This is a genomic window from Chimaeribacter californicus, from assembly GCF_002858675.1.
In the GTDB taxonomy this organism is placed as follows: Bacteria; Pseudomonadota; Gammaproteobacteria; order Enterobacterales; family Enterobacteriaceae; genus Chimaeribacter; species Chimaeribacter californicus.
Genome location: NZ_PJZF01000019.1, coordinates 12,456 through 25,280, shown reverse-complemented (window position 1 = coordinate 25,280; position 12,825 = coordinate 12,456). Strand labels below are relative to the sequence as shown.

8 protein-coding genes are annotated in these 12,825 nt (G+C 57.5%); 6 read left to right on the top strand and 2 right to left on the bottom strand.

The annotated features are described in order from the left end of the window. Positions 1-3: 3 nt before the first annotated feature. The 6 genes from lpxB to CYR55_RS17975 all read left to right on the top strand — a co-directional run bounded on the left by lpxB (position 4) and on the right by CYR55_RS17975 (position 10,689). The gene (gene lpxB / locus CYR55_RS18000) at positions 4-1,152 is read left to right on the top strand and encodes a lipid-A-disaccharide synthase (RefSeq protein ID WP_101817747.1); all 1,149 of its coding nucleotides are present in this window, start codon (positions 4-6) and stop codon (positions 1,150-1,152) included. Beyond that, entirely contained in the window at positions 1,149-1,751 is a 603-nt protein-coding gene (gene rnhB, locus CYR55_RS17995; protein ID WP_101817746.1) for a ribonuclease HII, read from the top strand. The genes lpxB and rnhB overlap by 4 nt, the downstream gene beginning before the upstream one ends. Before the next feature lie 61 nt (positions 1,752-1,812). After that, positions 1,813-5,295, top strand: a complete 3,483-nt coding sequence (gene dnaE / locus CYR55_RS17990; RefSeq protein ID WP_101817745.1) for a DNA polymerase III subunit alpha — start codon at positions 1,813-1,815, stop codon at positions 5,293-5,295. A 12-nt stretch (positions 5,296-5,307) separates the two neighbouring features. Then, on the top strand, positions 5,308-6,267 hold the full coding sequence (gene accA, locus CYR55_RS17985) for an acetyl-CoA carboxylase carboxyl transferase subunit alpha (RefSeq protein WP_101817744.1): 960 nt from the start codon (positions 5,308-5,310) through the stop codon (positions 6,265-6,267). 317 nt (positions 6,268-6,584) lie between these two features. Further along, positions 6,585-8,378: a chitinase gene (locus CYR55_RS17980; RefSeq protein ID WP_101817743.1), complete on the top strand. Its 1,794-nt coding sequence runs from the start codon at positions 6,585-6,587 to the stop codon at positions 8,376-8,378. Between the two features lie 142 nt (positions 8,379-8,520). Then, the gene (locus CYR55_RS17975) at positions 8,521-10,689 is read left to right on the top strand and encodes a lysine decarboxylase LdcC (RefSeq protein WP_101817742.1); all 2,169 of its coding nucleotides are present in this window, start codon (positions 8,521-8,523) and stop codon (positions 10,687-10,689) included. A gap of 1 nt (position 10,690) precedes the next feature. Here the strand turns inward: CYR55_RS17975 and CYR55_RS17970 are convergent, their stop codons facing one another. Then, entirely contained in the window at positions 10,691-11,395 is a 705-nt protein-coding gene (locus CYR55_RS17970) for a LutC/YkgG family protein (RefSeq protein ID WP_101817741.1), read from the bottom strand. Then, positions 11,395-12,816 (bottom strand): LutB/LldF family L-lactate oxidation iron-sulfur protein, encoded by a 1,422-nt coding sequence (locus CYR55_RS17965; protein WP_101817740.1) that lies wholly within the window; start codon positions 12,814-12,816, stop codon positions 11,395-11,397. Before CYR55_RS17965 ends, CYR55_RS17970 begins: the two co-directional genes overlap by 1 nt. Positions 12,817-12,825 lie beyond the last annotated feature (9 nt).

Genomic DNA, 12,825 nt, shown 5'->3' with positions numbered 1-12,825 from the left:
CGTATGCAAAAGCGTCCATTGACGATCGGCCTGGTTGCCGGTGAAACGTCCGGCGACATTCTTGGTGCCGGTCTGATTCGCGCGCTGAAAACGCATTACCCGGACACCCGCTTTGTGGGTGTCGCAGGGCCGCTGATGCAGGCTGAAGGGTGTGAAGCCTGGTATGAGATGGAAGAGCTGGCGGTGATGGGCGTGGTGGAAGTGGTTGAACGACTGCCGCGCCTGTTGAAAATCCGCCGTGACCTGACCCGGCGCTTCAGCGAATTACAACCCGATGTATTTGTCGGCATTGATGCCCCGGATTTTAATATCACGCTGGAAGGGCGGCTGAAGCAACGTGGCCTCCGCACTATCCATTACGTCAGCCCCTCAGTCTGGGCCTGGCGACAAAAACGCGTTTTCAAAATCGGCAAAGCTACCGATCTGGTGCTGGCTTTCCTGCCTTTCGAAAAAGCGTTTTACGACAAATTCAATGTGCCGTGCCGCTTTATCGGCCATACCCTGGCGGATGCGATGCCGTTGCACCCTGATAAACAGCAGGCCCGCCAGCGGCTGGGTATTGCTGAGGGGGCTCGCTGTCTGGCGCTGCTGCCGGGCAGCCGTAATGCTGAGGTCGAGATGCTCAGCGCCGACTTCCTGCGCACGGCGCTGCGGTTGCGCGAGACCTATCCTGACCTGGAAATTGTGGTGCCGCTGGTCAATGCCCGGCGGCGTGAACAGTTTGAACGTATTAAAACGGAAGTGGCACCGACACTGCCGATGCACCTGCTGGACGGTCAGTCGCGCGATGCGATGATCGCCAGTGATGCCGCGCTGCTGGCCTCAGGCACGGCAGCACTGGAGTGTATGCTGGCAAAATGCCCGATGGTGGTGGGTTACCGGATGAAACCCTTTACGTTCTGGCTGGCTGAACGGTTGATCAAAACGCCGTATGTGTCATTGCCCAATTTGCTGGCCGGGCGTGAAATCGTGACGGAGCTGTTGCAGCATGACTGTATGCCGGAGAAACTGGCCGCTGCCCTGTTGCCGCTGCTGGCCGGTGGTGAGCAGAGCACGGCACTGAAACAGACTTTCCTTGAATTACATCAGCATATCCGCTGCAACGCCGATGAACAGGCGGCGCAGGCTGTATTGGAACTGGCTCATCCATGAGTGAAATTTTTGTCTATCCCGCCGCGCACTGTATTGCCGGTGTGGATGAAGTGGGCCGTGGCCCGCTGGTGGGCGCGGTGGTGACTGCCGCCGTGATCCTTGACCCGTCCCGCCCGATCACCGGACTGGCAGACTCCAAAAAACTCAGTGAAAAACGGCGCCTGGCGCTGTTTGACGAGATCACGGAGAAAGCGCTGGCCTGGAGCCTGGGGCGTGCCGAACCGGAAGAGATTGACGAGCTGAATATTCTGCATGCCACGATGCTGGCGATGCAAAGGGCGGTCGCCGGGCTGGCCGTCACGCCGGACATGGTACTGATTGACGGCAACCGCTGCCCGGCACTGCCGATGGCCGCCCTGGCGGTGGTCAAAGGCGACAGCCGGGTTGCTGAGATCAGCGCCGCCTCGATCCTGGCGAAAGTCACCCGCGATCGCGAGATGGCCGAGTTGGATCAGCAGTTCCCGGACTATGGGTTTGCCCAGCACAAAGGGTATCCTACCGCCTTCCATCTGGAGAGGCTGGCGCAGTTCGGTGCAACAATCCACCACCGGCGCAGTTTTGGCCCGGTCAGGCGTGCGCTGGCGCTGCCGCCACGTTAACTGATTACCCGCGCACATTCCGCTGCGTGGGCTTCCATTCACTCTATTCTGGTATTTCGATATGGCCGAACCTCGTTTTGTTCACCTGCGCGTACACAGTGACTACTCCATGATTGATGGGCTAGCCAAAGTGGGCCCGTTGGTTAAGCGAGCGGCTGCCCTCGCTATGCCGGCCCTGGCAATAACGGATTTCACCAACCTCTGCGGGCTGGTGAAATTTTATGGCAGCGCGCACGGTGCCGGGATCAAACCGATCATCGGGGCCGATTTCCATGTGCAAAGTGCGGAACTGGGCGATGAACTGGCCCAGCTTACCGTGCTGGCGATGAATAATGAGGGTTACCAAAACCTCACGCTGTTGATCTCGCGGGCGTATCAGCGCGGCTACGGTGCCGCCGGCCCGATCATCGATCGTGAGTGGCTGGCAGAGCAGAAAGAGGGGTTGTTGCTGCTCTCCGGCGGCCGCCAGGGCGATGTCGGTAAATTCCTGTTGCGCGGCAATCAGGTTCAGGTTGACCAGGCGCTGGCGTTTTATGCCGAACACTTTCCCAACCGCTACTATCTGGAGCTAATCCGCACCGGGCGGGGGGATGAAGAAGCCTATCTCCATGCCGCTGTGGCCCTGGCGACGGAGCGCGGCGTGCCGGTGGTGGCGACCAACGATGTGCGCTTCCTGGTGGCCGATGATTTTGACGCCCACGAAATCCGCGTGGCCATTCATGACGGCTTCACCCTCGACGATCCCAAGCGGCCGCGCAACTACAGCGCCCAGCAATATATGCGCAGCGAAGAGGAGATGTGCGAGCTGTTTGCCGACATCCCCGAGGCGCTGGAAAACAGTGTCGAGATAGCCAAGCGCTGTAACGTTACCATCCGCCTGGGTGAATACTTCCTGCCGCAGTTCCCGACCGGGGAGATGACCACCGAAGATTTCCTGGTGATGAAATCGCGCGAGGGGCTGGAGGAACGGCTTGAGTTCCTGTTCCCCGATCCTGACGTGCGGGCGCAGAAACGGCCGGAGTATGACGAGCGGCTTGAGATCGAGCTGAACGTGATTAACCAGATGGGCTTCCCGGGTTACTTCCTGATCGTGATGGAGTTCATCCAGTGGTCGAAAGATAACGGGGTGCCGGTGGGGCCGGGCCGTGGGTCAGGTGCCGGTTCACTGGTGGCCTACGCGCTGAAAATCACCGACCTCGATCCGCTGGAATTTGACCTGCTGTTCGAACGCTTCCTTAACCCGGAACGTGTCTCGATGCCTGACTTCGACGTCGACTTCTGCATGGAGAAGCGCGATCTGGTGATTGAGCACGTGGCGGAGCTGTATGGCCGTGACGCGGTCTCCCAGATCATTACCTTTGGTACCATGGCGGCCAAGGCGGTTATCCGCGACGTAGGCCGGGTGCTGGGCCATCCGTATGGGTTTGTGGATCGCATCTCCAAACTGGTGCCGCCCGATCCGGGCATGACACTGGAAAAAGCCTTTGCAGCAGAGCCGCAACTGCCGGAGATCTACGAAGCTGATGAGGAAGTGCGTGCGCTGATCGATATGGCGCGCAAGCTGGAAGGGGTGACGCGTAACGCCGGTAAACATGCCGGCGGCGTGGTGATTGCGCCGACTAAAATCACCGATTTTGCGCCGCTCTATTGTGATGCAGAGGGGAACCAGCCGGTTACCCAGTTCGACAAGAACGACGTGGAATATGCCGGGCTGGTGAAGTTTGACTTCCTTGGCCTGCGGACGCTGACCATCATTAACTGGGCGCTGGAGATGATCAACGCCCGGCGCGCCAGACAGGGGCTGGAGCCGATCGATATCGCCTCTATCCCGCTGGATGACAAGAAAAGTTTCGACATGCTGCAACGCTCGGAGACCACGGCGGTATTCCAGCTTGAATCACGCGGCATGAAAGATCTGATTAAACGCCTGAAACCTGACTGTTTCGAAGACATGATCGCGCTGGTGGCCCTGTTCCGCCCCGGCCCGCTGCAATCCGGCATGGTGGACAACTTCATTGACCGTAAACATGGCCGCGAAGCGATCTCCTACCCGGACATCCAGTGGCAGCATGAGTCATTGAAACCGGTACTTGAGCCGACCTACGGCATTATCCTGTATCAGGAACAGGTCATGCAGATAGCTCAGGTGCTGGCCGGCTATACGCTGGGCGGCGCGGACATGCTGCGCCGTGCGATGGGGAAAAAGAACCCGGTCGAAATGGCTAAGCAGCGCGGCGGCTTTGAAGACGGCGCGAAATCCCGCGGCATCGACGGCGAATTGTCGGTAAAAATCTTCGACCTGGTGGAGAAATTCGCCGGTTACGGCTTTAATAAATCCCACTCCGCCGCCTATGCGCTGGTGTCGTACCAGACGTTGTGGCTTAAGGCGCACTATCCGGCAGAGTTCATGGCCGCGGTAATGACCGCAGACATGGACAACACCGAAAAAGTGGTCGGGCTGGTGGACGAGTGCTGGCGCATGGGGCTGAAAATTCTGCCGCCGGACATCAACAGCGGTCTCTATCATTTTCACGTCAATGATGAGGGTGAGATCGTTTACGGCATCGGTGCGATCAAAGGCGTCGGGGAAGGGCCGATCGAAGCCATCATTGAGGCGCGCAACAAAGACGGCTACTTCAAAGAGCTGTTTGACCTCTGCGCCCGCTCTGACATCAAAAAGCTGAACCGGCGGATTCTGGAGAAGCTGATCATGTCAGGGGCGTTTGACCGCCTTGGGCCGCACCGTGCCGCGCTGATGCACTCCCTGGGTGACGCGCTGAAAGCGGCCGACCAGCATGCGAAAGCCGAGGCGATAGGCCAGGTAGACATGTTTGGTGTGCTGGCCGATGCCCCGGAGCAGGTTGAGCAGTCCTACGCCAGTGTGGCACCGTGGCCGGAACAGAAAGTGCTGGATGGGGAACGTGAGACGCTGGGGTTATACCTCACCGGCCACCCCATCACGCAATACCTGAAGGAGATCGAACGTTATGCCGGCGGGCAACGTTTGAAAGATATGCACCCGACGGAACGGGGCAAAATGACCACTGCGGTAGGATTAGTGGTGGCATCACGCGTTATGGTGACCAAACGGGGTAACCGCATCGGGGTTTGTACGCTGGATGACCGCTCAGGGCGTCTGGAGGTCATGCTGTTCACCGATGCGCTGGAAAAATACCAGCATTTGCTGGAAAAAGACCGTATCCTGATTGCCACCGGACAGGTCAGCTTTGATGACTTCAGCGGTGGCCTTAAAATGACGGCCCGTGAACTCATGGACATCAGTGAAGCCCGGGAAAAATATGCTCGCGGGCTTGCTATCTCGCTGACTGACAGGCAAATTGATGACCAGCTTTTGAACCGTCTCCGTCAGTCGTTGGAACCCCATCGATCGGGGACGATTCCAGTGCATCTGTATTATCAGCGCGAAGATGCACGCGCACGGTTGCGCTTTGGGGCAACCTGGCGCGTCACGCCGACCGATCGTTTATTGCTGGATTTGCGCACCTTGGTCGGTAATGAGCAGGTGGAACTGGAATTTGACTAATATAGGAATACTATGAGTCTGAATTTTCTTGATTTTGAACAGCCGATTGCAGAGCTTGAAGCGAAAATTGACTCGCTGACTGCAGTCAGTCGTCAAGACGAAAAATTAGATATTAATCTGGACGAAGAGGTTCAGCGCCTGCGTGAGAAAAGCGTGGAATTGACCCGCAAAATCTTCTCCGATCTGGGGGCCTGGCAGATTGCCCAGCTGGCGCGCCATCCGCGCCGCCCCTACACGCTGGATTATATCGAACATATTTTCACTGAATTTGACGAGTTAGCCGGCGACCGCGCTTACGCTGACGACAAAGCCATTGTGGGCGGCATCGCCCGCCTGGATGGCCGCCCGGTGATGATTATTGGTCATCAGAAAGGCCGTGAAACCAAAGAGAAGATCCGCCGTAACTTTGGTATGCCGGCACCGGAAGGCTACCGTAAAGCGCTGCGTCTGATGGAGATGGCCGAACGCTTCAAGCTGCCGATCATCACCTTCATCGACACCCCAGGTGCCTACCCAGGTGTGGGCGCAGAAGAGCGCGGCCAGTCAGAGGCCATTGCCCGTAACCTGCGTGAGATGTCGCGCCTGAACGTGCCGGTCATCTGTACCGTCATTGGTGAGGGCGGCTCCGGCGGCGCGCTGGCGATCGGCGTGGGTGACAAGGTCAACATGCTGGAGTACAGCACTTACTCGGTGATCTCGCCGGAAGGCTGCGCCTCTATCCTGTGGAAAAGCGCAGATAAAGCCCCGCTGGCTGCGGAGGCGATGGGCATCATCGCGCCACGCCTGAAAGAGCTGAAGCTTATCGACTCCGTGATCCCGGAGCCGCTGGGTGGCGCGCACCGTGACATCCCGGCGGTGTCGGCCTCGCTGAAGGCGCAACTGCTGGCTGACCTCAGCGACCTCGACGTGCTGAATGAAGAAGAACTGCGCAATCGTCGCTACCAGCGGCTGATGACCTACGGCTACTGCTGACAGGTTAACGCGCGGACAACAGCCCGCCCTCGTAAGAGGGCGGGCTTTTTTATTACCGGTGTCAGAATTTGAGCATGATTTTTTATCATTCATTCCGGCAGCTAAACTTCTTTTTTATTATTTCCCTGTTCACTTTTCTTTATTTTCTGTTTTTTTATTCATCATGTTCGCCATTGAGATGAATTGAGTTTGTCACCTGATTAACCCTATTTATGCTGAAAGTGTTTCGCGTCCTGCGGAATATTTACGGCGGTTAACGCGATGGCTGACATGGGCGTAGTGACCGCTATTTATCCTCCAAGGGGTTAACTATGACAATGACATCTACACATAAAATAGCACTGAATTCCCTCGTGCTTTCACTGGGGATAGGCGCCTTTTTGCCGCTTCACGCGGCAGAAACGACGACAGCTGAGCCCTATGTGGTGAAGTACAGTGATTTAGTTAAAAAAGAAAAAGAGCTGACTACCGATCCGCTGATGCTGCATGTAAAAGAATCCATCCGCACACTGGATAATACCTTAGTGGAAGCCATTGAACCGGGTAAACCGTCTAATCCAGAAAACGTAAAAAGAGTTGAGAAAATATTAACCAATAAGGATTGGGAATATATTTTCCCGCTGCGGGCACCGGAATACAGTTACAGTAATTTTTTAAAAGCCATCGGGAAATTCCCGGCGGTATGTGGTGCCTATACGGACGGGCGTGATGCTGAGGCGATTTGCCGTAAAGTGCTGGCGACCATGTTTGCCCACTTTGCCCAGGAAACCGGCGGCCATGAAAGCTGGCGACCGGAAGCTGAGTGGCGACAGGGGTTAGTCTGGCTGCGTGAAATGGGCTGGGCTGAAGGCCAGCCGGGCGGCTATAACGGCGAGTGTAACGTGGACGTGTGGCAGGGGCAGACCTGGCCGTGCGGTAAGGATGCTGAGGGGAACTTCCTTAGTTACTTTGGACGTGGTGCCAAACAGCTTTCTTATAACTACAACTATGGGCCTTTCTCTGATGCGATGTACGGCACTGTCCGCACCCTGCTTGACCACCCGAACCTGGTGGCGGATACCTGGCTGAACCTGGCCAGTGCTGTGTTCTTCTTTGTTTACCCGCAACCGCCGAAACCGAGCATGTTGCATGTGATCGACGGCACCTGGGTGCCTAACGCACATGATAAAGCCAATGGCCTGGTCCCCGGCTTTGGTACCTCAATTCAGATCATCAACGGCGGCGTAGAGTGCGGCGGGCCACAGGATATCGCCCAGGGGCTGAACCGGATCTCTTACTACAAAAGTGAAGCGGAATACCTAAAAGTGCCGGTACCGGCAGATGAGGTGCTGGGCTGCGCCAACATGAAACAGTTTGATGAGGGCGGCGCAGGTGCCTTGCCGATCTACTGGGAACAGGACTGGGGGTGGAGCGCCGACACGCCGGACGGCAAAACCTACGCCTGTAAACTGGTGGGGTACCAGACACCGTTTACTGCGTTCAAAGAGGGGGACTATGTCCGCTGCGTCGAGCATAACTTCAATGTGAAAATTGAAGGCGCACCGGGCGAGGGCGGCACTGCCGAACCGACAGTACCGGATACCACGCCGGTTGTCCCGGACACGAAACCAGTTATTCCTGATACCAAACCGGCCGTGCCGGAAAACAGTGCGCCGGTGGCAGTGATCTCCGGTCCGATCGGGACAGTGGAAAGCCAGGCCAATGTGACGCTGAACGCAGGGGATTCCCATGATGCTGACGGCGATACCCTGAGCTATCACTGGTTGCTGCCGAATGGCCGCACCCTGACCGGCCAGAGTAGCCTGAGCTTCGTTGCGCCGGTGGTCACCCTGGCAGCGACCTATAAATTCACCCTGACGGTATCAGACGGCAAAGCCAGCAGCGTTGCCCGCTACGAGCTGAACGTGTCGCCGAAAGCGGTGCCGATCCCTGACACCACCACCGGCTGCGCCAACTCCTGGGAGCAGAATAAAATCTACTACGGTGGCGAAAGTGTTCTCTGGAAAGGCAATGAGTACCGTGCAAACTATTGGACACAAAATAATGAACCAGGGAATCCGGCGTATACCGGTGAATGGTCACAATGGAAATTGATTAAAAGCTGTAAATAAACGGTGTGATTAACACCAGGGACGTGATGGGCGGGGTAACCCGCCCATTTTTATGCGGTAAGGTTTTCGGACGGCAGGCGTAACGCCTGCCGTTTTGCTATGTTTCAATGAAGGACCCTCCGAAATAAATAAGGATCATTGCATGAATATCATCGCCATTCTCTCACCGGCCACGGCCTACTATAAAGATGAGCCGATGCGTGAGCTGGATGAGGCACTGACCCGGCGTGGGTTCAAGCTGGTCTACCCACAGAATGCGGCTGACCTGCTGAAACTGATTGAGCATAACGCACGGATCTGCGGCGTGATTTTCGATTGGGACCAATACAGCATGGAACTCTGTACGGAGATCAATGAACTCAACGAATACCTGCCGCTCTACGCCTTTATCAACACCCACTCTTCGCTGGATGTCACCCTCAATGAAATGCGCATGGTGCTCTACTTCTTCGAATACGCGCTGAACGCCGCCGAAGATATTGCCCAGCGCATCCAGCAATATACTGATGAGTACCGCGACGCGATCACACCGCCGCTGACCAAAGCGCTGTTTAACTATGTCAAAGAGGGGAAATACACCTTCTGCACCCCCGGCCATATGGGCGGCACCGCCTTCCAGAAAAGCCCCGTGGGCACATTGTTCTATGACTTTTTCGGGGCCAATACGCTGAAAGCGGATGTCTCCATCTCCGTGACGGAGCTTGGGTCGCTGCTTGACCACACCGGGCCGCACCTGGAGGCGGAGGAGTACATCGCCCGCACCTTCAATGCCGAGCAGAGCTATATGGTGACCAACGGCACCTCAACGGCGAATAAGATTGTCGGGATGTACGCCGCGCCCGCCGGCAGCACCGTGTTGATTGACCGTAACTGCCATAAATCGCTGGCGCACCTGATGATGATGACCAACATCATCCCGATTTACCTGCGCCCGGTGCGTAACGCCTATGGCATTCTGGGCGGCATCCCGCGGCGGGAGTTCAGCCGTGAAAGCATCGCGCTGAAAGTGGCGCAAACCCCCAATGCCGGCTGGCCGGTGCATGCGGTGATCACCAACTCGACGTATGACGGCCTGCTCTACAACACCGACTACATCAAGCAGGAACTGGATGTCCCGTCGATTCACTTTGATTCGGCCTGGGTGCCTTACACCAACTTCCACCCGATCTACGCCGGGAAAAGCGGCATGAGCGGCGAGCGCATCCCCGGCAAGGTCATCTACGAAACCCAGTCAACGCACAAGCTACTGGCGGCGTTTTCGCAGGCCTCAATGATTCATATCAAAGGCGACTACCGTGAAGAGACGTTCAACGAAGCCTACATGATGCACACCACCACCTCGCCGAACTACAGCATTGTGGCATCAATGGAGACGGCGGCGGCGATGTTGCGCGGTAACCCGGGGCGACGGCTGATTAACCGCTCCGTCGAACGCGCGCTCCATTTCCGCAGTGAGATCCAGCGGTTACGCCAGGAGTCTGACAGCTGGTTCTTTGATGTCTGGCAGCCGGAGAACATCAGCGAGGCACAATGCTGGCCGCTGAACCCGGATGATAACTGGCACGGCTTCGGGGCCACCGACCCGGAGCATATGTACCTTGACCCGATCAAAGTCACTATCCTGACGCCGGGCATGGATGAGCAGGGCAACCTGGAAGAATCCGGTATTCCGGCAGCGCTGGTGGCCAAGTTCCTGGACGAGCGCGGCGTGGTAGTGGAGAAAACCGGCCCCTATAACCTGCTGTTCCTGTTCAGTATCGGCATCGACAAAACCAAAGCGCTCAGCTTGTTACGTGGGCTGACCGAGTTCAAACGTGCCTTTGACCTTAACCTGCGGGTACGCAATATGCTGCCGGATCTCTATGCGGAAGACCCGGATTTCTACCACAATATGCGCATTCAGGATCTGGCAAAAGGTATCCATAACCTGATCGTTAAGCACGATCTGCCCCAGCTGATGCTGAAAGCCTTTGATGTGCTGCCGGAAATGAAAATGACGCCGTATGAGATGTTCCAGCAGCAGGTGAAGGGCAATGTGGAAGTGTGTGAACTGAGCGAGATGGTGGGCAAGGTCTCAGCGAGCATGATCCTGCCTTACCCGCCGGGCGTGCCGGTGGTGATGCCCGGTGAGATGATTACCGGGCAGAGCCGCGCCGTGCTGGATTTCCTGCTGATGCTTTGCTCCATTGGCCAGCATTATCCGGGCTTTGAAACGGACATCCACGGCGCGAAACTCACCGAGGATGGCCGCTATCTGGTCAATGTGCTGAAAGTAAACGAGGGTGAAGCGGGCAAATTGCACATCGGGTGACTCAGCAATCCTCAATAATCACATAGGCGGCGTGTACCGGCCCGTGCACGCCCACCACTTTGATCAGCTCAATATCCGCAGTAGAGCTTGGCCCGGCGATCAGGTTGATGCAGCTTGGCATCCGTTCACCGCGTTGTGCCCGCTGGTGCAGTTGCTGCGCCAGCTGGGCCACCCGCGGCAGAATGGCGCTTTTGCGTAGCACAAAAATCGAGGCGGTGGGCAACAGGCTGACGGCGCGGCCGCGATCCGGTGCGGAGAACAGCACCACGCTGCCGGACTCGGTCAGCCCCGCTTCGGCATAGACCACCCCGACCTGCGCCTTCTCGGCCAGCGTCAGGTTTTCTGCCCCGGCATCCGGCTGCCAGACCGCTGCCCCCAGTTGCTGTTGCAGCGCCTGCGTGACGCCCAGATCCTGTAAACGGCGGTCGCCGCTGACGATCACCGGCGTCCGGCCATACTCCTCACACAGTGCCAGCACCGTGGCGATCAGCTGATCTTCACTGACCCGGCAACAATTCACTTTCAGCACGTCGCGGGCGTAAACGGAAAACGCGACGCACAGCTCTTCCTGCGTCAGCTCCGTCAGGCGCGATGCGGCAAAATCACTGACCGGTGGCGGCGGGGCTGGTGGCTGCCGGCGCAGCGGCCGCCCCAACTGGCGGGCGATCTCTTCGAGGAAATCGTGACGGTTTTGTGGGTTCAGCATTACTCTTCTCCTGTGGCCTGATGGCGTTTAAACCAGCTGCGGAAACTTTCGCCGTCAGCGTCCGGCAGGTCACGCGCCTCGGTCCATTCACCAATGGCCGCCGGGCTGAACGGAGTTTTGCCGTCTTTAATCAGCCAGCCGGCTGCTTTGGCACCAACATTCATGCCCACTTTCCATAAGCCGGGGCGGGCGTTGGCATAGTTGAACAGCCGGGTAATGCGCTGTTCGGCTTTCGGCGTCATACCCTGTTCAGCCATGTGCTGCCGGTGTTTCAGGTGCAGCTGGGCCAGCGGGATTTTTACCGGGCAGACCTGATTACAGGCTGAACAGAGCGAGCAGGCGTAGGGCAGATCTTTGAAATCCTCGTAGCCGCCCAGCAGTGGCGACAGCACCGAACCGATGGGGCCGGGATAGATCGAACCATAACTGTGGCCGCCGATGTGGCGGTAAGCGGGGCAGGTATTCATACAGGCCCCGCAGCGGATGCAGCGCAGGATGTCGCGGAACTCGGAGCCGAGCACCTGAGAGCGGCCGTTGTCCACAATCACCAGGTGGAACTCCTCCGGGCCGTCGAGATGCCCCGCTTCACGCGGGCCGGTCAGCCAGGTATTGTAGCTGGTCAGGCGTGATCCCACGGCGCTGCGGCAGAGCAGGGTGATCAGCACATCGACCTCTTCAAAGGTCGGCGCGATGCGCTCCATGCCCATGACGGCGATATGGGTTTTCGGCAGCGTGGTGCTGAGGCGCGCGTTGCCCTCGTTGGTGACCAGGCAAACTGAGCCGGTTTCCGCCACCGCAAAGTTGCAGCCGGTGATGCCGATATCGGCCGTCAGGAAGTGTTCACGGATTTTCCCCCGGATAAACAGCGTCATCGCCTCGGGCGTTTCCGGGCCGTCATAACCCAGCTTGTCGCGCAACACGTCACGGATCTGGAAGCGATCTTTGTGGATCGCCGGCACCACAATATGCGACGGTGGATCGTCGTCGAGCTGTAAAATATATTCGCCAAGGTCGGTTTCAATCACCTCGATGCCCTGTTGCTGCAACACGGCATTCATCCCAATCTCTTCCGTGACCATCGACTTGGACTTCACCACCTTTTTTGCCTGCTTACGGGCGGCGACTTCACTGATGTAGGTGGTGGCCTCCTCTTTGGTGCGGGCAAAATAGACGTGGCCACCGTTCTCAATGACTTTTTCTGACAGCTGGTAGAGATAGGCGTCAAGGTTCTCCAGCACATGGTTGCGGATCTGTTCTGCGCGATCCCGCCACGCCTCCCAGTTGCCCAACTCGTCGACCATGATCTGCCGGTTGGTGCCGATGCGCTCCTGCGCCATCGCCACCGCATTGCGCATCACGCTGTCCTGCATCTGAATCTTAATGCGCGGTTTAAAGGCCATCGCGCTGGTTTTCATGGACATAGCGGCTCC